General features: G+C 45.2%; 19 protein-coding genes and 2 riboswitches. Of the genes, 2 read left to right on the forward strand and 17 right to left on the reverse strand.

Going from position 1 to position 23,526, the window contains the following annotated elements; all coding sequences use genetic code 11:
- The first annotated feature begins 75 nt into the window (after positions 1-75).
- A complete protein-coding gene (locus ACZ42W_RS17110) occupies positions 76-933 on the forward strand; it encodes a MetQ/NlpA family ABC transporter substrate-binding protein (RefSeq protein ID WP_464166473.1) in 858 nt (285 codons plus the stop codon).
- 207 nt (positions 934-1,140) lie between these two features.
- Positions 1,141-1,842, forward strand: a complete 702-nt coding sequence (locus ACZ42W_RS17115; RefSeq protein ID WP_464166474.1) for a hypothetical protein — start codon at positions 1,141-1,143, stop codon at positions 1,840-1,842.
- Positions 1,843-1,893: 51 nt separating this feature from the next.
- On the opposite strand, the gene ACZ42W_RS17120 is transcribed toward ACZ42W_RS17115, so the two are convergent.
- The 17 genes from ACZ42W_RS17120 to ACZ42W_RS17200 form a co-directional block, all read right to left on the reverse strand.
- Positions 1,894-2,829: a 3'-5' exoribonuclease YhaM family protein gene (locus ACZ42W_RS17120; protein ID WP_464166475.1), complete on the reverse strand. Its 936-nt coding sequence runs from the start codon at positions 2,827-2,829 to the stop codon at positions 1,894-1,896.
- Positions 2,830-2,986: 157 nt separating this feature from the next.
- Positions 2,987-3,973: a helix-turn-helix transcriptional regulator gene (locus ACZ42W_RS17125; protein WP_464166476.1), complete on the reverse strand. Its 987-nt coding sequence runs from the start codon at positions 3,971-3,973 to the stop codon at positions 2,987-2,989.
- Entirely contained in the window at positions 3,970-5,154 is a 1,185-nt protein-coding gene (locus tag ACZ42W_RS17130; RefSeq protein WP_464166477.1) for a WCX domain-containing protein, read from the reverse strand. Before ACZ42W_RS17130 ends, ACZ42W_RS17125 begins: the two co-directional genes overlap by 4 nt.
- Before the next feature lie 12 nt (positions 5,155-5,166).
- Positions 5,167-6,519 carry an MFS transporter gene (locus tag ACZ42W_RS17135; RefSeq protein WP_464166478.1) on the reverse strand — a complete coding sequence of 451 codons (1,353 nt, stop codon included), beginning with the start codon at positions 6,517-6,519 and terminating at the stop codon, positions 5,167-5,169.
- Between the two features lie 132 nt (positions 6,520-6,651).
- Positions 6,652-7,206, reverse strand: a complete 555-nt coding sequence (locus tag ACZ42W_RS17140) for a manganese catalase family protein (protein ID WP_464166479.1) — start codon at positions 7,204-7,206, stop codon at positions 6,652-6,654.
- Between the two features lie 118 nt (positions 7,207-7,324).
- Positions 7,325-8,584, reverse strand: a complete 1,260-nt coding sequence (purD, locus tag ACZ42W_RS17145) for a phosphoribosylamine--glycine ligase (RefSeq protein WP_464166480.1) — start codon at positions 8,582-8,584, stop codon at positions 7,325-7,327.
- A 19-nt stretch (positions 8,585-8,603) separates the two neighbouring features.
- Positions 8,604-10,160 (reverse strand): bifunctional phosphoribosylaminoimidazolecarboxamide formyltransferase/IMP cyclohydrolase, encoded by a 1,557-nt coding sequence (purH, locus tag ACZ42W_RS17150; RefSeq protein WP_464166481.1) that lies wholly within the window; start codon positions 10,158-10,160, stop codon positions 8,604-8,606.
- Positions 10,161-10,358: 198 nt separating this feature from the next.
- Positions 10,359-10,961 carry a phosphoribosylglycinamide formyltransferase gene (purN, locus tag ACZ42W_RS17155; RefSeq protein WP_464171062.1) on the reverse strand — a complete coding sequence of 201 codons (603 nt, stop codon included), beginning with the start codon at positions 10,959-10,961 and terminating at the stop codon, positions 10,359-10,361.
- Positions 10,961-11,977, reverse strand: coding sequence for a phosphoribosylformylglycinamidine cyclo-ligase (purM, locus tag ACZ42W_RS17160; protein ID WP_464166482.1), 1,017 nt, complete (start codon positions 11,975-11,977; stop codon positions 10,961-10,963). The genes purN and purM overlap by 1 nt, the downstream gene beginning before the upstream one ends.
- A gap of 21 nt (positions 11,978-11,998) precedes the next feature.
- Entirely contained in the window at positions 11,999-13,411 is a 1,413-nt protein-coding gene (gene purF / locus ACZ42W_RS17165) for an amidophosphoribosyltransferase (RefSeq protein ID WP_464171064.1), read from the reverse strand.
- A 90-nt stretch (positions 13,412-13,501) separates the two neighbouring features.
- On the reverse strand, positions 13,502-14,221 hold the full coding sequence (purC, locus tag ACZ42W_RS17170; protein WP_464166483.1) for a phosphoribosylaminoimidazolesuccinocarboxamide synthase: 720 nt from the start codon (positions 14,219-14,221) through the stop codon (positions 13,502-13,504).
- 287 nt (positions 14,222-14,508) lie between these two features.
- The gene (gene purB / locus ACZ42W_RS17175) at positions 14,509-15,804 is read right to left on the reverse strand and encodes an adenylosuccinate lyase (RefSeq protein ID WP_464166484.1); all 1,296 of its coding nucleotides are present in this window, start codon (positions 15,802-15,804) and stop codon (positions 14,509-14,511) included.
- A 62-nt stretch (positions 15,805-15,866) separates the two neighbouring features.
- The gene (gene purE, locus ACZ42W_RS17180) at positions 15,867-16,361 is read right to left on the reverse strand and encodes a 5-(carboxyamino)imidazole ribonucleotide mutase (protein ID WP_464166485.1); all 495 of its coding nucleotides are present in this window, start codon (positions 16,359-16,361) and stop codon (positions 15,867-15,869) included.
- A 230-nt stretch (positions 16,362-16,591) separates the two neighbouring features.
- A riboswitch (purine riboswitch) is annotated at positions 16,592-16,693 on the reverse strand.
- A 138-nt stretch (positions 16,694-16,831) separates the two neighbouring features.
- Complete coding sequence (locus ACZ42W_RS17185) at positions 16,832-20,638, reverse strand: phosphoribosylformylglycinamidine synthase (protein ID WP_464166486.1); 3,807 nt, start codon at positions 20,636-20,638, stop codon at positions 16,832-16,834.
- 275 nt (positions 20,639-20,913) lie between these two features.
- Positions 20,914-21,015, reverse strand: a riboswitch (purine riboswitch).
- 147 nt (positions 21,016-21,162) lie between these two features.
- Positions 21,163-21,879, reverse strand: a complete 717-nt coding sequence (locus ACZ42W_RS17190) for a YncE family protein (RefSeq protein WP_464166487.1) — start codon at positions 21,877-21,879, stop codon at positions 21,163-21,165.
- 20 nt (positions 21,880-21,899) lie between these two features.
- Positions 21,900-22,604 carry a glycosyltransferase gene (locus ACZ42W_RS17195; protein WP_464166488.1) on the reverse strand — a complete coding sequence of 235 codons (705 nt, stop codon included), beginning with the start codon at positions 22,602-22,604 and terminating at the stop codon, positions 21,900-21,902.
- A complete protein-coding gene (locus tag ACZ42W_RS17200) occupies positions 22,604-23,524 on the reverse strand; it encodes an NAD-dependent epimerase/dehydratase family protein (protein WP_464166489.1) in 921 nt (306 codons plus the stop codon). The genes ACZ42W_RS17195 and ACZ42W_RS17200 overlap by 1 nt, the downstream gene beginning before the upstream one ends.
- Positions 23,525-23,526 lie beyond the last annotated feature (2 nt).

Consider the following 23,526-nt stretch of genomic DNA (forward strand, 5'->3'; position numbering starts at 1 on the left):
GGAAGCGCTTGAGCATATATAAAGAGTTAAAGCCTTAAGTTCATGGCTCAAAAAAATTATTGAGGAGGAAAAATTATGATTCGTTCAAAACGTCGTATCTCTACCCTTGTTATTGGATCTTTAGTTGCATTATCCTTGCTTGTTACTGGTTGCGGAAGTTCTAATCAAAACAGCGGAACAGCTACAAAAACAGGAGATGCCAACAAACCTGTGACAATCAAAGTTGGGGCAACCCCAGTTCCCCATGCAGAAATTCTTGAGCATATCAAACCTGAACTAGCAAAACAAGGGATCAACTTAGAAATTGTTAAGTTCACTGACTACGCTCTCCCTAACCCTGCTGTCGATTCCGGTGAGATCGACGCGAACTACTTCCAACATACACCTTACCTCGAGACCTTCACCAAAGATCGTGGCTTGAAACTCTCTGTCATTGGTACCGTTCATATCGAGCCTATGGGTCTCTACTCTAAAAAGGTCACCAAAGCTGATGAGTTCAAAAGTGGCGACACGATCGCAATCCCGAACGATCCTTCGAACGGTGGACGTGCCTTGGCCGTTCTAGAAAAAGCTGGACTGATCAAGCTCAAAGCCGGAGTTGGAGTAAAAGCAACGGTTCTAGATATTGCTGAAAACCCGAAAAACCTGAAAATCACCGCAATCGAAGCAGCACAACTTCCCCGAGTTCTGACCGACCCTAAAGTTACTGGTGCTGTAATCAACACCAACTACGCCTTAGAAGGCGGATTGAACCCTACGAAAGATGCTCTCTACCTTGAAGATAAAAACTCTCCTTATGCTAACATCGTCGTTGCCAAAGAAAGCCGTAAGGATGATCCTAACCTTCAAAAATTAGTAAAAGCTCTCAACACTCCAGAAGTGAAGAAATTCATTGAAGATACCTACAAAGGTGCAGTTGTTCCTGCCTTCTAAGAAACTCAGGCAAGTACTTCAACAGTAATAACAAAGAGACCGTTCCTTCACGCCTTGTTAGCGTGTGGAACGGTCTTTTGCTTTCATGAGAAAGCATCCTACTCCTTTGAGTTCCTTGTTTTTCCAGTAGTAATCTTGGATAGAAAGAGGTTGTCCTCATACACTATGAAATAATGCTGGCTAAAACACGAAGAAGGAGAACCTTACATGAATTCCTTCGATAAAAAGATTCAAACACGGCTTCGTATGCATCCAGAAATGTTACGGAATCTATTGGCAAGTCCTAATCAGGAGGCCATTGAAACCTTAACTCGATATCAGATCTTTGAATCCAGGAATACTTATCTCGGGCAACTTCTCCTGTCCCTTCTTCCCCAATGGGAATACATAGCATGCGAAGGGGATGAGGATTTAGTCAAAGTTATACGTATCTTAGAAAACAAACGAATCAGTCCCATTGACCAAGAGGCCGAATTTTTGCGCGCCAATCTATTACGCATTCGAATCCTGGCAGAAACTCCTGGGGTTTTCCCCTTTTCTCCCTTCTACATTCAAGAAAACCTAACTCGGTTCTTAGACACCTCAGAACTTATTGCAGATCTGCCTCAATGTGAAGTCGTCTCCTTTAGTGAGGAGGAACTTTCTCCCTTAGGAAATGAACTTTCTCAATATCATATAAGTCCTTTAAGTCGTCGCTATGTTCAGAATTTATTTCATCCTGAGCGTCAAGAAGCGATTCTCTCTGTCTTGGCTCACATCGCTAAAAACTATCCCATGCTTGGCACCTGCCGCCAGGCTTATGCTTTGATGCTTTCTTTGGATGACCTTAATCTTTGGAGTATGCATCCCTTCTGTGTCAGACTGGTCGCGAACAGATTTTGGGATTATCGGGTCAAGGAGATTCTATAAATAAATGAAATCTCGAATACCGAAAGAGTATTCGAGATTTCATTAACATTCTCATTTTAGGTAAAGGTACCGCTCCATACTTGGCAGATAAGGAGACCACTCAGAGTCGGGGTGGTCTTCTTTGGCATGCTTAAACTGCCAAAGCTCGGCTTCCAGAGCATCCCCATAGTGAACAAGTAAGGCCTCCATCATTTTGGGACGTTTAGGAGATTGCCATTCGTAGCGTCCATGATGGCTTGCTATGATATGTAAAAGCTTTGTCCGCATTTCCACTGGAAATCCTAGAATCATGTCCATTTCTCGGCTTAGAAGCTGAATCCCCATGACGATATGACCGAGTAACCGTCCATCTGTCGTGAAGTCAATCCCTTTCGTATATTCATATTCACTGATCTTGCCCAAGTCATGAAATAGGGCTCCAGTGACTGCTAAATCACGATTGACTTCAGGATAATTTGCACAAAGGCTCGAAACGATTTCAGCGACCTTTACACTATGCTCCCACAGCCCTCTCAGATATGCTTGGTGAATTTTTCGCGCCGCAGGAGCGCGGCGATAGGCCTCCCCAAGTGGAGAATGAACAAACACTTGGTTTGAGAGCAAATTTAAAAAAGGCTCCTTAACACTTTGAGTCAACTCAGCTAGACGCTTTTCAAGAATCTCTGATGAATCCGGCGAGGCGGGCAACAGAAGGGAAAGATCGACTTCATGCTCAGGAATGGGAATCATGGAATCGATTGCTAATTCTAGAATTCCTCTGAATTCATTTACTTGGCCGTTCATTTTAAAAACATCGAATTCCTTTAACCATTGTACCTTCTGCGAGTCGACTTCCCATAACTTCCCGCCCATACTTCCTGAAACATCCTGACACGTGAGTATCACATACGTTCCTGGTTTATTCTTAAAGGAAGCTTCTCGCCATTCTGTGACTAAGTATATTCCTTCAAAACGCTCATTGGCTTGACAATCTTTCAGCATCCCCATACTTTTCTCTCCTTCACAATAACCTGATAAAAGTATAGCATAGAGAAACGACATCGTTTTGAAAACTTTCCGCGAAACAAGGGGACAGGTACATCGTTTCTCCCCCATTCTTAGTGTGAAACAACGTACCTGTCCCCTCGTGTCATGTCCCCTTGTTTCAAGTCTCATACCGCGCTAAAGCTTCCTGAATTCGCGTTAAGATTTCCTCGCGTAATTCCTGAGGCTCAAGAACTTCCGCAGCTGAGCCAAAGCCAAGGATCCAGGCGATAAACTCATTTTTGCCAATGATACGATCTTCAAAAAGTACCGACCCATTTTCTTCTTCTGTTATCCGAGCTTCTCGATGTGCGATATCTTTTTTCAACTTAGAAATCGTTTGAGATCGATTAGAAAATCGGACTTTTACCTCGAAAGGCTCACCATATTCCATTCCCCAGCGGGGAGCAAACCACGTCTTTAAACTAAACCCTTCAGGATCGTTAAACTTCTGCTTAAGCTTTTCAACGTGTTGAATCTTGTTGAGATGAAAAATCTTAATCTTATCTTCCTGCTGGGCAACAAGATACCAGCAACGTAGCCGTGAATAATACGTAAGACCCAGCGGATTGAGAAGGATCTCCTTCTCCTTTCCCTTATAAAGAATAGTGATCCTTCTTTCTTGAAGAACTGCACTTTCAATCAAGGAAAATAGTTCGGGATCGATTGGACGGAGAGGTGCCATATTTCCTTTGATATACCGGAAAGTGCTTTCCTTATCCAATGGAAAATTCGCTAAGATTTTCTCATGGAGAAGCTCTTTTTCCGGAGAATCCTTAAGAAGACTCAAGGCGCCAAGTATCGCCAAGCCTTCTTCGATATCCAAGTGAATCAAAGGGGTCGCCCCTTCACGCTCGAGCAAAAACCATCTCACATGAGGCTTTACCAGTAGCGTATCAAAGTCTCCGGCGGCTTCCCCGATAAATTCATCCTGGTCCGTATAGATAGGCAACTGAATCTCTGATGAATTAAGTAAGGCTTTTAGGTCTTGTTGCATGATTCCCAAAGGAAGGCTACAGGCGTCAGCAAGCTCACTAACTGTGATTCCTTTTTGGGCATGGACGAGTAACAAAGCCATGATCTTCTCTAAACGCTCTACAGATATCATACTGACTCACCTCGCCTCTGGTAAAGCTTCTCCATGCCTTCCCATTCAGCCTGAACGAGTCCTCGTAATTCTTCCGGATACAAGACCTCTGCACCGGGTCCAAAGCCCCGCAGCCAAACTGCAAGCTCTTGTAAGCCCTCTACCTCATCAAAAAGGAGGATACTTTCCCCCTCTTCCGTAAAGGAACAAGTCTCTCGAAACTTTAACTCTTCTCTTACCCTCTGCAGGGTCGAATGATAATCATGAAAGCGAATTTTAACAGGTACTCTTGTCCCGCTATGATACATACCCCAGGAGTACTTGAAGTATTCCTTAAGATTAAAACCTTCAAATCCGGTAAAATGTTCTTTTTCCAAATCCACGTGCAGAATGTTATCTACTGCAAACGTTCGAAGCTCTCCCTTGAAGTCCGCAACAAGGTACCATTTATCCAAAACCCAATAATACACGATCCCAAGCGGTTTAAGTCGGTACTCCTTGGCAAGAGAATTCTCTTTTCTGTAGAGGATGGTGAGGACGATCTTCTCCTGTGCTGCTTCTTCTAGCGCATTACAATACTGAGTTCTACGAAAATCATGTGAGGGAGTTCTTCCATGGACATAAATCGTTTCTCGACGTTCCTCGAGTGGGAGCTTAAGTTTCAGCTTAGCTTCAAGGGCTGGCATCAGATCTGGTAAAGGATTTAACGCTTTGGCAAGTTTCAAAGCTTCATAGAAGACCCTACTCTCATGCTCACTTAGCTCAAGCGGAGGCAGAATCTGCACAGGATTCAGGGCATACGCATTCCCTTCCCGTGTGATCAACCCCTTGGCCTGTAACTCCTTTACCGCCCGTTCGACGCTCTTTTCACCAATTTCCTCTTCACTCTCTCGGTTTAAGCCTCGTGCCAACTCGGCAACTGTGAGTCTCCGCCTCACCCGATAGAGGAGCTGTAGAAGTTCTACTTGTCTCAAGGTAGAATTCTTGAGGATCGTCTGCCCGAACCACCCGGTTCGAACCAGATAATACTGATTCCGTTCATTCTGAACAAAACAATAATCCTTCTCCATCAGTTCTTCGAGATCCCGTTGAAGGGTTAACTCACTGGCATGGAGAAGGTGGGCCAAACTTTTTTTATCATGCTGCCAAGGTTCTTTTGCAAGAACCTTGATCAACTCGGCTTGTCGCTGTATTTTCGTCAAAGGGTACCCTCCTTAATCCAAATCATCAAGTGGCCGCCCTTTGGTCTCCTCACCGAGCACGAGTACATTGATTACAACTAAAATCAGCACCCCAGTAAACATTAGGAAGACCGATTGCGTCGGCATTTGAGCACCAATCATTCTCCCGACCACGATTGGGGCTAGGATTCCTCCAATTCGCCCAAATCCTGCAGCCCATCCAGCGCCTGTCGCCCTTGCTCGAGTCGGATAGAGTTCTGGGGTATAAGTATAAAGAATTCCCCAAGCTCCTAAGTTAAAAAAGGACATGAGCGAACCTAACGTCAGGATCATCGTAGCACTCGAACCTTGTCCAAAGAAGTAGGCACTGATTGCTGTTCCAAGAACATAAAACGCCAACGTCTTCTTTCGTCCGATTCGGTCCACAAAATAGGCCGCACTAAAGTAACCCGGAATCTGTGCGAGAGTCATGACAATGACATAGCCAAAGCTTTTCGTGAGAGAAAATCCTTTCAAGGCTAAAATGGAAGGAAGCCATGTAAAGATTCCATAATAGGAAAAGACAATCCCAAACCAGAGTAACCAGAGAAATACGGTTCTACGTAAAAAGAGTCGGGAAAATAATTCTCCAACGCTGACCCGGTTTACGGATTTTCTCTCTCGTACCGCTTCCTTCTCATCAGGTACCTTTGGTATATCTGCTATATCTCCAGAGAAATTACGCGGATCACTCTCTCCGGCAACTCTCCGGTAGATCGCTTCTGCCTCCTGAATTCTTCCTTTCTCCTCAAGATAGCGAGGAGATTCCGGGATACTCTTCCACAGATAAAAGACATATAAGGCCGGTATCGCCCCAATAAAAAAGGCAAAATGCCATCCAAAGCGAGGAATAATCAAATAGGAAATGATGGCCGCAAGTAACCATCCTAAGGCCCAAAAGCTTTCTAAGAGGACAAGGAATTTTCCACGATGCTGCGCTGGGGTAAACTCACTCACTAGAGTCACTGCTACAGGTAACTGACCCCCAAGCCCGAAGCCAACCAGAAAACGGAAAAAGAGGAGGGAAGTATAACTCCAGGAGATCCCACACAAACCAGTCGCCAAAGAATATATCACTAGAGTTGATGCGAATACCTTTTTTCGCCCAATGACGTCAGCAACTGTCCCAGAGAGAATCGCCCCGAGTGCCATTCCCACAAGGCCGATACTCCCGATGTTCCCGACTTGCTCCGGGGTCAGTCCCCAGGTCTTCATCAGGACAGGAAGGACGAAGGAAATGATTCCCGTATCCATCGAGTCAAACATCCATCCTAACCCCGCAGAAAAAAGCAAAATATAATGGAACCGGCTAACGGGCAGATTCTCAATACGTTTAGATACACTCATTTTCAATATCCCCCTAAAACTGAATATCCCAAAACTATTCCTATTATTTTAGCAAATAATGTTAAAAAAATAAAGAAGCTTGGTGTACAGCGTTGTACACAAGCTCCTAAACAGGGTTTTTCGATGAATCGCTTAATCTAAAACCTGTAAGCTCATCTTATAGTCATAAATAATCTCCATATATTGCTCAGGTGATCCACCTTCGGTCAGAATTTTGTGTGAACGCTTCAAAAGGTTTTGGTGGATCCCTTCTCGACGAGCCAGAAAACCCAATAGGCGTTTAACACCTGGATCGGCAGTTTGTGACATCTGTTTTTCAAAAAGCACGCGCGACCTTATCTCTAGAGCAATATCTGCTTTTAACATAGTAGCGGGATCCATATTCTGATTGACATAGTCTATATTCCAAGGTAGCCCGTCGGAACTAACATAAGAAATAGCTTCTCCACTTAGTTTACCTATTACCGTTGCCAGAGTTTCCAAATGGGCTAATTCCTCCGCAGCGATCAACCCCAGAAGTTCTCTAAGAACGCGATTGCTCATATTCGACTGATGATTTAAGTACTGAAGCACCTGTGTTAACTCTCCATCTTTTCCACCATAATGCTCCAATAGTAGCTTTGCTAAATTCGGATCTGAACGTTCGACATGTATCGGATAAAAGAACCGCTTACGGTAATTATACACACCCATCCCTCCTCTTGCACATTCCTGCCATCAGTATATGATGCAAGGACAGGCTAAGGTCACAATGGGAAAAGTTAAATCACTCAATTGACGTTTACTGCTACCGGCGAATTAGATTCTAAAGTCCTTTTATCCCGATGTCCTTCCGATAATGGGCATTGGAAAAACGAATTTTATCAACGAGAGCATACCCTGCTGAGCGAGCCTCTTTCAAATTCTTTCCGGTAGCGGTCACACCAAGTACCCGTCCACCCGAACTCAAAAGTTCTCCTTGCTCTGAAGCCGAGGTCCCTGCATGAAAAATTACTTCTCCATCGCCGAGTTGGGCCGGTAAGGTGATAGGGATTCCTTTCGAATACGTCGCTGGATATCCGGGTGCCGCCATCACGATACAGATTGCCGCCTCTTCCTTCCACTTAAGATCGAGCTTCGATAAATTGCCCTCAGTACAAGCCCATAACACTTTAAAAAGATCCGAATCGAGTCGGGTAAGAATGACTTGAGTCTCTGGATCTCCAAATCGAACGTTAAACTCCAAGATTTTTGGGCCCACTTGAGTCAGCATGATGCCAGCAAAAAGCACCCCTTGAAAAGGAATCCCCTTTTCTTTCATGACTCGCAGCGTCGGCTGAATAACTTCTCTAAGAACCTTTTTTTCAAGTTCATCATTCCAAAAGGGAGGAGGACTATAGGTTCCCATTCCACCGGTATTAAGGCCCTCATCTCCATCGAGAGCTCGTTTATGATCCTGTACAGGTACGAGCGAAAGTGCGGTCTCCCCGTCAGATAAACACAGAAGGCTGACCTCCTGTCCTTCGAGATACTCTTCGACAAGTAATACCTTCCCTGAATCCCCAAAAGCCCCGTCCATAAGCTCGTCAACTGCTGTCAGTGCAGTCTCTAACTCCATAGCGACGATGACACCTTTTCCAGCCGCTAGCCCATCCGCCTTCAAGACACAAGGTGCTCCGATGTGCCGAACGTACTCTTTTGCCTTTTGCACATCCGTAAAAACCTGACTTTTAGCCGTAGGGACTAAAGCTTCTTCCATAATCTCTTTGGCAAAGGCTTTACTTCCCTCTAGACGAGCTGCGGCCTGACTTGGGCCAAAAACCCGCAGCCCTTCCTTTTTGAATGCATCGACAATTCCTATTGTCAAAGGAGCCTCGGGCCCAACAACGGTCAAATCAATGCTTTCACTCTGAGCAAATCGAAGAAGGGCTGGAATATCCATCGCGGAAATCGGAACATTCCAGCCGATTGTGCCTGCATTTCCTGGTGCGACAAATAGCCTTTCAACCTCGGTACTTTGTGCTAATTTCCAGGCCAGGGCATGTTCCCGACCACCATTCCCAATGACCAAAACCCTTTTACCCATTGGACACCTTCTTTTTTTGTTAATGCTTAAAATGACGACGATGTGTGAATAACATAATGAGATTCAACCGATTCGCCGCATCAATCACTTCTTGGTCTTTCACTGAACCACCAGGCTGTACCACAGCCCGAATACCCGCTTTTGCTGCTTCTTCCAAGGAGTCAGGGAAGGGGAAGAAGGCGTCAGAAGCGAGGTAGGCCCCGTTAGCTTCTTTCCCTGCTTGTTCCAAGGCAATTTTAACAGAGCCCACTCGATTCATCTGGCCAGCTCCGACTCCGAGGGTTTGTTCGTTTTTACTGAGAACAATCGCATTTGATTTGACATGCTTCACGACTCGCCAAGCAAAATCGAGTTCCCGAAGATCGTCCATCGATGGTTTCCTCTCTGTGACGACCACCCACTCTGCAGGGGGCACTGTTCCGTCATCCTCGTCCTGGACCAAAAATCCCCCTTGTATGGAACGAATCTTCCATTGCGGGGCATCATTTTTAATCCCTCGGGCCACAACGACTAAGCGTAGATTTATCTTTTCCTTCAAGATTTCCCGTGCCTCTGGACTAAATTCTGGAGCCACGATGACCTCATAGAAATGAGCGCGTAGCTCCCGTGCACATTCTCCATCAACGACTCGGTTAAACGCTAGAATTCCGCCGAAGGCTGATACCGGATCGGCAGCAAGGGCCCGTGTATAGGCCTCAAGTGGAGTTTTTCCGAGTGCCGTACCACAAGGATTGGTATGTTTAATAATCGCACAGGAACATTCACTGAAATCTCGAACGATAGCCCAAGCCGCATCCATGTCAACCCAATTATTATAGGAGAGTTCTTTTCCTTGAATTTGATGTCCTTCAGCAAGTGTCCCTGAAGCAAAAGCTCCTCGATAAAAAGCTGCTTTCTGCTGTGGATTCTCCCCATAGCGCAGATTCTGTGCCTTCTGAGCTGAAATCCGCAAGGTGGCTGGAAGACGCACTTCAGTATTCGAAGCATTTTCTCCATCCAATTCTTGCTCGAGATAATTGGCAATATATTGGTCATACTCTGCAGTATGTGCAAAGGCTTCGGCAGCTAAACGTTTACGTACTCCAAAGGGTACCTCCCCCTTCTCACGAAGAATCTCAAGAACTTCTCCGTACCGCTTCGGATTAACTACGATCGTCACTCGCTCCTGGTTCTTCGCTGCTGCACGAACCATAGTCGGACCACCAATATCGATATTTTCGATGGCATCTTCGAATCGAACTCCCGACTTGGAGATCGTTTCTTTGAAGGGATAGAGGTTAACCACGACGAGGTCAATAATCCCAATTCCATTCGCTTCAAGCTGTTGGAGATGATCCTCTGTCTCTCTAGCGAGAATTCCAGCATGGATCATCGGGTGGAGAGTTTTTACCCTCCCGTCCAAAATCTCTGGAAAACCCGTAATCTCAGTTACGTAGCGAACAGGAATGTCAGCCTCCATGATGGTTTTATAGGTCCCACCTGTTGAAATCAGTTCATAGCCCATATCGACAAGTCCACTTGCTAATTCAATGATTCCGCACTTATCTGAAACACTGAGTACTGCCCTTCGTTTCATCCAAAAACCCCCTTACCCTTTACTCAACCACTATTTATCCTATCACTCATCGCTACGATGAAAGTATCCAGTGACAAAACCCTCCAGTAGAAGGTTTTGCTGAAGCACGTTTTTTACTGGATATTATTAACTATACTTTAATTAGAATTTAAACTCCACCTGAATGGAGTTTCCAATATCATACCAAAGTCTTTGCTTCTACTCTAAAACCTTGACGATACGCCCTATCCGCTTTACTTTACCACTTGCTATAAGACGAACAGTTAATGGATAAAGACGATGTTCTACTTCGAGGATTCTGTCTGCTAAGGTTTCCTCAGTATCTTCAGGCAAGACGGGGACAGCCTCCTGCATAATAATTGGCCCACTATCTAATCCTTCATCGACGAAGTGCACTGTGCAACCTGTCAACTTAACTCCATAATCTACTGCTTGTCTCTGGGCATGTAAACCTGCAAAAGCAGGAAGAAGAGAGGGATGGATATTGATCACGGGAATATTGAGTTCATGGAGAAACTCTTTACTAAGAACTCGCATAAACCCTGCCAAAACGAGAAGCTCAACTCTTTTTTCTTGAAGCCAAGAAAGTAGAGCCTGCTCCTGTTCTACACGGGAGGAATAACGTTCAAGAGGAAAGGCTTGATTGGGGATCTCAGCATTTTTCGCACGCTGTAAGGCATAAGCCTGTTCATGATCTGAGCCAACCGCTACGATCTCACCGAGTATATCTCCTTGCTTCCAAGTATCAATAAGCGCTTGAAGATTACTTCCTCGGCCTGAAGCAAGTACCCCAATCCTCATCACTCGTAATGCACTCCTTCCCCTGGAGTGACCTCACCGATAATAAAGCTCTCTTCTCCGACTGCTCGGAGTTGATCTCGAAGACTGTCTACATCTTGAGGGTGCACAATGATTACAAAACCAATTCCCATATTAAACGTACGGTACATTTCAGACTCTTCGATTTCCCCCAAACGCTGCAAGAGGGTAAAAATGGCTGGGACCTCCCAGGCTTGTCTATTTATCTTAACACCCAAATTTTCAGGGAAGATACGGGGGATATTTTCAGTTAACCCTCCACCCGTGATATGGGCCATGCCTAAAATCTTGCGACTCGAAAGAAGAGGAAGGATCGTTTTGACGTAAATCCGTGTCGGACGTATAAGGGCTTCTCCCAAGGATTCCTTAAGCTCAGGAAAAACATGTTCCCAACTATAGTTGGCAAATACCTTGCGAACAAGAGAATAACCATTGCTGTGAAAGCCGGAGGAGGGAAGGCCGATCAAGATATCGCCTTCTTGAATTCCCGAGCCATCGATGATATCAGGACGGTTCACAGCACCCACTGCGAAACCCGCGATATCATACTCTCCCTCAGAATAAAAGCCAGGCATTTCTGCAGTTTCTCCGCCTATCAAGGCACACCCTGCTAATTCGCATCCTTGAGCCACTCCCCCCACGATGTCAGCCACCCGCTGGGGTTCAAGCTTTCCGACGGCTAAATAATCGAGAAAATACAAGGGCTCAGCGCCCTGAACCAGAATATCATTGACACACATCGCAACGGCATCCTGCCCAATGGTATCATGACGGTTCATCTGAAAGGCGAGTTTTAACTTGGTCCCAACACCATCAGTCCCTGAAACCAATACGGGCTCAGGAAATTTCTTAAGATCCAGGGCAAAAAGTCCACCGAAGCCACCCAATCCCCCTAAAACTTCAGGACGAGAAGTACGCTTCACCGCGGGCTTCATGAGTTCTACCGCTTGAGTCCCCGCATCTATGTCCACTCCCGCCTCACGATAAGAATATCCCATCTCATGTCCACCTTTCTATCCTTAACACTTCCATTTTTCCAGTTCAAGCTTATCTTTTGTTCCCGTAGAGATTCCAACGGGGTAATCCCCATTGAAGCAGGCTAGACAAACTGAACGATCCTCTAAAGCCCTAGAGACTCCAGCCTCAGATAGATAGTGGAGAGAATCCGCTCCGACAAACTCTCGGATCCCTTCTACATCAAGCTGTGTGGCAATAAGTTTTTCTCGTTCAGCAGTATCAATTCCGTAATAGCAAGGATAAAGTACCGGTGGGGAAGAAATGAGGAGGTGGACTTCCTTCGCCCCAGCCTTACGAACCATATCGACGAGGCGCGAGCTGGTTGTTCCTCGTACAATCGAGTCGTCTATCATAATCACTCGCTTGCCTCGAAGAACTTGAGCATTGGCGTTGAGTTTTAAACGAACAGCAACTTCCCGCATCTCTTGGGAGGGTTGGATAAAGGTTCTCCCCACATAGCGATTTTTAAGCAAACCTTGCGCAAAGGGTATTCCGGAAGCCTCAGAGTATCCGAGTGCAGCGGTCATTCCAGAGTCCGGTACAGGAATGACGATATCTGCTTCTACAGGATATTCTCGCGCTAGCTCGATTCCCATTCTGCGCCGACTTTCAGTCACATTGAGCTCATCAATCGTACTATCCGGGCGTGCAAAATATATATATTCGAATGCACAACCCGCACTTTTCTGTGCGGGCAACCCTTGTCTTGCATGCAATCCTTCTTCATCAATCGTAATAATCTCACCAGGCAGAACATCCCTCACAAATTCGGCCCCGATTGTATCCAGAGCACAGCTTTCCGAAGCTAGACAATAATGACCCTCAACCTGCCCGATACAGAGTGGGCGAACTCCGTACGGATCTCTAACACCAATGAGTTTTTTTTCTGCCAGAATCACTAGAGCATAAGCACCCCGAAGATCGAGCATGGTTTTAACGATTGCATCTTCCAAGCTTGCTCGACAATACCGGGCAATCAAATTGATGATTACCTCAGTATCGATTGTGGTCTGGAAGACGGCGCCATCTTTTCCCATTTCCTCGCGTAATTCAGCAGTATTTGTCAAATTCCCATTGTGGGCTAAGGCCATCATTCCCTTTTGGTAGTATACAACAAGGGGTTGAGCATTGGTGAGAAGGCTTGAGCCCGTCGTAGAATAACGAACATGCCCAATCGCCATTTTTCCTTGAAGCTCCTCCAACGTCCGAGCGGAAAACACTTCAGATACAAGCCCCATTCCTTTATGAAGCTTAATATTTCGGCCGTCAGAAACTGCTATTCCTGCGCTTTCTTGCCCCCGATGTTGCAAGGCATAGAGACCATAATAGGTTTGTCGAGCGACCTCCTGCTCAGGCGCATAAATTCCAAAAACTCCACATTCCTCTTTTGGTTTATCATCCCAGGGTTCCCTCAACATGAAGCCCCCTCCCAATTTTCCACTAAAAGTTTCTACTAAGCGTTTTATGACCAAATTCAGCCAACTCACTTGGTTTGCACTCTTCCTTTAATCACGTGCTAGAACGTCCTTTACCCGACGATAGACTTCGATGTACGCTTCCTCAACCTTTCCGAGATCGCGACGGAAGCGATCCTTATCCAGCTTCTCGCGTGTTTCCTTATCCCAGAAGCGGCAGGTGTCAGGAGAAATCTCATCTCCAAGGAATACTCGGCCATCAGCCTTCCCGAATTCAAGTTTAAAATCAACGAGTAAGATTCCAGCTTTGTCCAAGATTTTTTGTAGCTCTACATTGACCTTGAGTCCGAGCTCTTGTATTTCTTTTAAGTCGTCAAGTTCTGCCCATCCCATCGCCTGAGCATGGGATTCATTGACGAAGGGGTCACCAAGGGCATCGTCTTTATAGTAAAGTTCAACAACGGGTCGAGATAATTCCAGTCCCTCATCACAACCGAGACGCTTCGCAAGACTGCCAGCAGCAACGTTACGAACGACAACTTCGAGAGGAATCATTTCTAACTTTCGCACCAACATTTCCCGATCGTTAAGCAATTCGACGAAATGAGTGGGGATTCCAGCCGTCTCTAAATCTTGAAAGAAAAGAGCAGAAAGTCGATTATTTATGATTCCCTTATCTTCGATTTGCCCCTTTTTTTCTCCGTTAAAAGCCGTAGCGTCATCTTTGTACTGGACGAGGTAAACTCCTTCTTGGTCTGTGATGAAAACTCGTTTAGCTTTTCCCTCATATAACATTTCTAGCTTTTCCATTAATATTTCTCCTCTCGAATTTGAATTTTTGGTTTAGCTTTTATACGTTGTCTCCAGGATTTTGCTTTACACCGTTCGCTCGGTAAGCTGCGCGGACCAATCTAACGCTCAAGCACTTCGCTGCGACGGGTTTCCGGCTAAATCGTCTCCTGACTCATAGCCGGTTGGAAACGTCCATGTTTCCAACCCGTCTCCGCTGCATACTTTTCGCGAAGATTGGTTAGCCACTCGCTTAGAAGGCGCTCCCTCTTGTAATGCAAAATCCTTGGGTAGTCTTAAAAGTAGTTTTAGATTAAACCGACTCGCCTAAAGATTGTATCAACGTGTTTTGTATGGTAGCTGTAATCGAATAATCCAGTGATTTCCTCTTCATTGAGATGTTCTCTTATCTCTTGATCTTTAAGAACCAACGACTGAAACTCTTCTTTGGTTTCCCAGGCTTGCATAGCGTTGCGCTGTACCCAAGCATAGGCGGTTTCTCGGCTTATTCCTTTTCCGACTAGGGTGAGCATGACGCGCTGGGAGAAGATCAATCCGACTACTTTCCCGATGTTATCCAGCATGTGTTCAGGGTAAACCCGAAGTCCCTCAATGAGTTGAATCATCTTCTGAAGCATATAATCAAGGGCGATTGTACTGTCTGGAAGAATCACCCGTTCTGCTGAGGAATGTGAGATATCCCGTTCATGCCAAAGTGCTACATTCTCTAAAGCGGTCTGAGCATTTCCACGGATAACTCTTGCGAGACCAGATATCCGTTCTCCAGTGATCGGATTTTTTTTATGGGGCATCGCTGAAGAACCTTTCTGACCTTTGGCAAATGGCTCCTCAACTTCGTGTACATCAGTTCGTTGGAGATTACGAAGCTCTGTTGCCATTTTATCGAGTGTGCTTGCAACCCCAGCTAGGGTCGTAATATAAAAGGCATGCCGATCTCGTTGGAGGACTTGAGTTGAGATAGGGGCGGGTTTCAGTTTTAGGGACTCACAAACCCATTCTTCTACTTCGGGCTCCACATTAGCAAACGTTCCCACTGCTCCGGAGATTTTTCCAACTCGAATCTCTTCTCGTGCATATTGCACACGCGCAATCTGGCGTTTTATTTCCTCATACCATAAGGCAAATTTTAGTCCCATAGTTATCGGCTCAGCATGTATGCCATGGGTCCGTCCCATCATCAGGGTATCTTTATGCTCGAGGGCACGTTTCTTGAGAGCCCCTTCTAATCTTTCTAGTTTATTAAGCAGGATATCGGAAGCCTCGACCATTTGCAGAGATAACGCCGTATCAAGAACATCCGACGAAGTGAGTCCTAGATGAATATACTTTGCCTCTTCCCCTACATTCTCGGCAACATTGGTGGTAAAGGCTAACACGTCATGATGAGTAATTTCTTCGATTTCCTTAACTCTTTGCCATGAGAAGGTCGCTTTCTCACGGATCACCTTCACTGCTTCCTCTGGAATTTTCCCTAACTTAGCCCAGCCTTCACATGCTGCAACTTCTATCTTTAACCAAAGTTCAAGCCGGTGTTCATCTGTCCATATTCGTCCCATTTCCGGCAGGGTGTATCGTTCAATCATTCCTTATCTCCTTTACACGTTTTCAATTTATCCATCGACTATGCACATGGCATCCAAAGATCCTACTCTTGGAGTTTAGCTTGTATCGCTTGATCTTTTTCTTCAACACCTCGGGCCATCTTCAAACGGTAATTTTTCAAGGCTTCTTTTAGATGTTCATCTGAATTTGCTAGCATTTGCACAGCTAAGAGTCCTGCATTTTTCCCGGCGTTAATTCCGACGGTAGCTACCGGAATACCGGGTGGCATTTGAACGATAGCGTAGAGAGCATCCACGCCTTCTAAGGCTCCACTTCTAACAGGTATTCCGATGACTGGAAGCGTTGTTGAACCAGCAATTACTCCGGGTAAATGAGCAGCCATCCCGGCCGCTGCGACGATGATACGACCTCCCTGCTGTTCAAAGTCCTTCACCCACTTCAGGGTGCGTTCTAAAGTTCGGTGTGCTGAGGATACCTTCACTTCGAAAGGGACTCCGAATTCTTTCAGAACTTTAATCGCATCCTCCATGACATTAAAATCAGAATCGCTTCCCATGACTAATCCAACCCAATTCATTCTTTTTCCTCCTATGCTTGTCCTAATACCAAATTAACCCAATACACTAAATAGTATGCAAATAGTAAAGCCCAGACAGGTAGATTTCCTCTTCAAAAAAATGAGTGAGAGAAACCTACCCGCCTGGGCTTTTATCCCTTCGGTGTAATCCGACTGCAAAGCTAAGGCTAACTCCTAAAGAATTCTCCTTATTGCACCCTCCGGATCTGTGCCGCTCGGACAAAATTTGCCCTAGGCACACTTTCGCTCATAGTCAGGCCATTTACGGCAGCCCGGTAGAAACTTGCAGACCATATCTCCGCGATTATATGAACGCAATATGAAGTTGTTCGATAAGACTTTATAGGATCATTGTAGCTTATTTCTATTCCCGAGGTCAATACAAATTCGAACATTTCATAAAACCTTATAGAAATTGTTCGCATTTAATAAAAGGAACTTATTTCAGGTGGAGTTACAAATCCGTTTTTTTACCTTCTGAAATAATCTACACCACCCTGGAAGATGGGTTGGTATTTATTACCCGGGATATTACTGGCCACACCGTCACCTGTTCTTTCAGAATGACCCATCTTACCGAGGACCCGGCCATCTGGGCTTGTAATTCCTTCGATTGCTTCATAAGACCCATTAGGTGTATAAATAACATCATTACTGGGCTTACCACTAAGGTCTACATATTGGGTAGCCACTTGCCCATTGGCAATTAGCTTCTGGACCACTTTTTGATTCGCAACAAATCGCCCTTCTCCGTGTGAGACGGCAATAGAGTGAATCTCACCGAGTTCCACTCCGCTAAACCAAGGGGATAAGGTGGAAACTACTTTGGTTTGGACCATGGTGGAAACATGACGACCGATTTTATTATACGTAAGGGTCGGAGAATCTTCTCCCAAGTCAACAATTTCCCCATACGGAACCAGTCCAAGTTTAATTAACGCCTGGAATCCGTTGCAGATTCCTAGCATTAAGCCGTCTCTTTGATTGAGGAGTTTCATAACCGCCTCTTTAATCCAAGGATTCCTAAACATTGTCGCGATAAACTTACCTGAACCGTCTGGTTCATCCCCAGCACTAAAACCACCTGGCAACATGACAATTTGAGCACTCTCAATCTTCTTAACCAGCTCATGGATGGATTGCTCCACATCGGACGCCGAAAGGTTTCTAATCACTAAGGTTTCAACCTGACCCCCAGCTTTTTCAAACGCCCTTGCTGAATCATACTCGCAGTTCGTTCCCGGAAAAACAGGGATAAGGATTCTCGGCTTTGCTACTTTCGCGGACGGCCTTTTCTCGTTGCGCAATCCATAAGAAATCGTTTGTGGTTCGACATCCTTCTCCGTTTTGGTCGGGAAGATTCGTTCCAGGGGCTTTTCCCACGCTTCAAACGCGGCATCGACCTGAATATCCACTCCGCCCAGCGTGATTACTGGGTTTTGCTGGGTGACGCCGAGCAATTGATAACCTGTCTCGCCAAATACATCCTTCAGGTTAACATTATCAGCGATTTCCAATACGATCGAACCGTAGTCTGCTGTAAACAAGCCTTCAACCATAACCTGACCGTTAAAGGTCATCCCGATCCGATTACCGAAAGACATCTTACTCAGAGTTGCAGCAAGCCCACCCATCCTCACGGTGTGAGATGCGAGAACATACCCAGAACGGATAAGCTCATTAATTTTGGCATAGTTTCGAATTAGATGCTCAAAATCAGGAACCTCATCTTCATCCCGAGCTGCCGAAACCAAGACCACTTGGCTACCCGCTTTTTTAAATTCCTGAGAGATAACGTTCTCCGTCTCCATGACATTGACTGCAAAGGCAACTAGAGTCGGGGGTACATGCAGATCCATGAAAGTTCCGGACATACTATCTTTCCCACCGATCGCTGGGATCTCGAGTTTCCTCTGGGCATAAAAAGCTCCCAGTAAAGCACTGAACGGCTTTCCCCATTTTTCAGGATCCTTGCCTAGCTTTTCAAAGTACTCTTGCAAAGTAAGCCGTACCTTGCGATAATCTCCCCCGAGTGCGACAATCTTGGTCACCGCCTCGACGACCGCATAGAGTGCCCCATGGAAAGGACTCCATTTGGATAATTGCGGATTATAGCCATAGGACATAACTGTAGCTGTATGAGTTTCTCCAGACTGAACCGGTAATTTAGCGACCATTCCTTCCGCTGGAGTCGCTTGGTATTTGCCCCCAAAAGGCATCAGGACCGTATTCGATCCGATTGTACTATCGAACCTTTCAACCAAACCTTTTTGGCTACAGACGTTTAAATCCTGCAAATTAGTCAGCCAAGCCTCAGTTAAAGCATTACCCTTATTTTCTACAGCTAATTTTTGCTCGAGAGTTTCTGGAAGTTTTCTAAAGTAGTTACGACTTACATCCGATGGATTGACCTTAACCTTCGCTTTTTGTTTAACTCCGTTGGTATTTAAAAATTCCCGACTCACATCGACAATCTTATGTCCACGCCAAAGCATACTTAGTCTCGGATTGTCACTAACCTTGGCGACCAGGGTAGCTTCTAGATTTTCTTCTTGAGCATACCGAACAAACGCCTCAAGATCTTCAGCCGAAATCACAACCGCCATGCGCTCCTGGGATTCGGAAATCGCTAATTCTGTGCCATCGAGGCCATCGTATTTTTTCGGAACTGCATCAAGATTGATCTCCAAGCCCTCAGTTAATTCCCCGATGGCTACGGAAACACCCCCCGCCCCAAAGTCGTTACATCTCTTAATCATCGTACTGACCTTAGCATTACGGAATAACCTCTGGATTTTCCGTTCCGTTGGGGGATTCCCTTTCTGTACTTCTGCACCGCAACTTGCAAGGGATTCAGCGGTATGTTCCTTCGAAGAGCCCGTAGCGCCGCCGCACCCATCCCGGCCTGTTCTCCCGCCGACCAGCACGATAACATCACCAGGTTCAGGCGTTTTGCGGATCACGTTTTCGCGAGGTGCAGCTGCAATAACAGCCCCGATCTCCATGCGTTTAGCCAGAAAACCTTCGTCATACACTTCGCTCACTTGCCCAGTCGCTATGCCAATTTGATTTCCATAGGAACTGTAACCGGCAGCCGCACCTGTGGTAATCTTTCGTTGCGGTAATTTTCCAGGTAGAGTATCTTCAACTTTTGCTCTCGGATCCCCGCTCCCCGTCACACGCATAGCCTGGTAGACATATGTCCGACCCGACAAAGGGTCCCGGATCGCCCCTCCCAGACACGTTGCTGCCCCACCGAAGGGTTCAATTTCGGTTGGATGGTTATGGGTCTCATTCTTAAACATCACTAGCCACTCTTCATTCCGACCATCGATATCTACATCGACAACTATACTGCAGGCATTGATCTCCTCCGACTCATCGAGATCCCTTAAGAGGCCTTTTTTCTTCAATTCCTTCATCCCGATAATGGCGAGATCCATCAAACATACATCTCTACTCTGAACCTTATCGCCATAGACAAAGTCCCGGGATGCCAGGTATTCGCTATAGGCTTCGTTAAGTGGACGGGAATAATCCCCTTCCTCGATCGAAATCTCCTCAAGCTGCGTAAAGAACGTAGTATGACGGCAGTGATCCGACCAGTACGTGTCAATGACCCGAATCTCAGTGATTGTCGGGTTTCTTTTCTCCATATCCTGGAAATAGCTCTGGCAAAAAGCTAAATCTTCAAAACTCATCGCCAGACCTGCGCCCTGATAAAATACTTCTAGTTCGATATTCGACTTATCGATAAAGCCTTCTAATATTTCCACATCCGCTGGAATCACCGGTTCATACTCTAGACTTTCCGGTTTTTGTAACAAGGCTTCACGTGATTCGACTGGGTTGATGCAGTAATTCTTGATTTGATCGAAATCGTCCTCTGTGATTTGACCGCTCAGAACGATCACTTTAGCCGAAGCAATAGTGGGCCTCTCCTTCTGTGTCAGGATCTGAACACATTGAGCTGCTGAATCTGCTCGTTGGTCATACTGGCCAGGTAAGTATTCCATGGCAAAAACTCGGTCTTGAGGAGAAATCTCAATGTGTTCGTCGTATACCCAATCCAGAGGAGGCTCTGCAAATATGATGTTACGAGACTGAACATATTCCTCAGTAGTAATCCCCGAGATATCATAACGGTTGATAATTCTTAAGCTCTCCAGCCCTTTGACGCCGAGATTTTCCTTTAAATCATTGAATAATCCCTGAGCTTCAATATTAAAGCCCAGCTTTTTTTCCACATAAATTCGTTTAACATCTTGAGCTTCCATGTTCTCCTCCATTTATGCCAAAATAAACTCTCATTCTCGCTGAGTTCGACCACTAATTTGGTTAAACCCTTTATATAGGTTTCCCCAATAGAATCACGGAATAAAACAGAAAGACCCAGATGGGCAGATTTCACTTGTCAAAATAAAGTGAGGAAACCTGCCCGCCTGGGTTTTTATCCCTTCGGTGTAATCCGGCAGCAAAGCTAAGGTCAACTCCTCAGGAATTTTCCCTCATTCCTCCACAACGGATCTGTGCCGCTCGGACAAGACATTGCCCTAGGCACACTTTCGCTCATAGTCAGGCCATTTACGGTAGCCTGGTAGAAACTTGCAGACCCTATCTCCGCTATTATATGAACGCTATATGAAGTTTTACAGTAGAGCTTCTGGCATCATTGTAGCTTATCCTCATTCGTCGGGTCAATATATTTTCGAACATTTTATAAAATTTTATTTTGATTGTTCGTTAAGAAAAAAATGAGAGACCTATGAAGGTCCCCCTGCTTTAACCCTTAGCGGACTATCTAAAGGGTTGCAATGACGGTATGGGTACGTCCGCTAATAACTGAAACATTGTTACTGCCATGATTTGTAACGTAGATCCTGTTCGTTTTCGAATCAATTTTGAGTTCTTCCGGAGACACACCTACCAAAATAGTTGCAAGGACAACATGGGTAAGTCCATCAATAACTGAGACATTGTTACTTCCCTGGTTTGTAACGTAAATCCTGTTCGTTACAGGATTTACACCGACAGCTTTTGGACGAGTTCCTACTGTAACCGAGGTTATGAGTGCATTAGTCTTTCTCTCAATAACGGAGACATTATTGCTACTAGAGTTTGCAACGTAAATTCGGTCAGTAGAAACGGTATCCATCTGTTCGCTGGCTTCCATACCAGGGGGAATAATCTCCACTGGCACCACGTGATACGAAACCGTCATATTCCCAACATCATTTTTTCCCCAAGCTAATACCTCTACCTCATCAGAGCTTGTGATGAAGCGGAACTCAAGGGCGTCAAACTGGGCGTAATGGTGAGTATCCACTACCCCACCAGGTGCCAAAGTGATTGAATCCAAGACATACTCTATCTTTGCAGTTCCTTTTAAATAGAACCCCCTTATTTGAACGACAGCATTCATAAGGTCCTTATTTCTGAGTCTTACCGTGAGCCTTGAACTGGGTCTTATACCAGAGACAGGATTATTTTCGATCAAGCCCGTTGTTAATACAGCCATTGCTCCGCCTCATTTCCGGATTAATTCAACCACTTGGGAAAAAGCCGTTTCGCTCTCTCTTGAACGATGATAGAACATTCTTCATTAGGATATCGGCTCATATTTCTACCATGCCAGCGATAAGCCAATAGAAATTCCCCTAAGAATCCACACTTATAAAGGCGAAGAAAGCGCAGCCACAAATCATAATCGTGGGCTTGAGGCAAACTTTCGTCGAAATACCCTACTTCCTTTAGAGCAGAACGCCTCATCATCACGGAGGACCCATTAATAAAACAACCCTCCATGAGATGTGTCACCATTTCCTGTTTGTTGGGATAATAAGCTGAGTTCACATCGTATTGTTTGACCCCATTAGCATCAATAACTACAAAACTCGTATAGCTAAAACCCAAGCTTGAATCACTTTCCATCAGTTTCACCTGTTTGGCCACTTTCCCGTCTAAAAATACATCATCCGCACTTAGCCAACAAACGTACTCACCCGTTGCCTGAGATAACCCGAGATTTAAGGCGCTCGGAGTTCCTCCATTTTCTTTATAGATATATTTAATGTTTGAAAGATAAGGTTTTAGTAATTCAGCTGTTCCATCCTTGGATCCATCATCAATGACAAGCACCTCAAGATTTTCATAGTTCTGATGAATTGCACTCTCCACCGCCGAGCGTATATATCGAGCGTGATTGTAAGTGGGAATGACAATACTAACTTTAGGTGCTAGCATTATCGTCCCTCCCCGTAAATCTTTCTCATCCACTCTACCGTAATGGGTAATCCTTCTTCTAGCAACACCTTAGGATTATGCTCAAGATCAAGTGTCGCTTTGTGAATATCCGGTCGTTTGCTAACCGTGTTGTGCTTATCTTCGGGAAGATAATTAACTAATTTTGGATCACCCTTCGTATATTTCAGCACTAAATCACTTAAATCCTTGACACTACGATATTCTGTGCCGCCAATGTTATAAACCTCACCCGGTTTAAAATGATCAGCAACATTCGCTATAGTCGGGATTAAATCATCGACGTACATAAAGACGCGATGATAACCTTCAAATACATCATAAGGAATACCCTTTAAGGCTCGATAAACAAAGAGACATACCACACTCCGATAAGGATGATAATATTCCCCCGGACCGTAGGCATTGAACAAACGCAGTCTCACGATTGGAGATTGATATTTCTTCTCAAAATTGATAATTTGTACTTCATTTGCCCACTTCGTTAGGGCATAATCATTATGCTGAATGATGGTCTTTTGTAAAGGGAGGTCTTCTGTCAGAAGGGGCTCAGTCGCTTCACCGTATATTTCAGAGGAGCTTGTAAAAATCAAATTGAAGCCTTTCTTTAATTGCCACTCTAAAATATTGCGCGTCCCAATCACATTGGTCTCCCAGAGCGTGTCATAGTAATGTTCTCCGTTGATGCGTCCAAATTCAGCTGCTAAATGATAGACATAATCATAATCCTGCTCAAATACACGTTCCAACTGTCGATACTTAGAAATATCTGCGCGGATATACGTTTCTTCTGCATGGTGTTGCAAATCAACTTCCCAAACCTCATGTCCCCGTTTTTTCAGTACTTCTACTAACCGCGAACCCAACGTTCCTTTACTTCCCGTCACTAATATTTTTGCCATCT

Source organism: Desulfitobacterium elongatum (assembly GCF_055378975.1).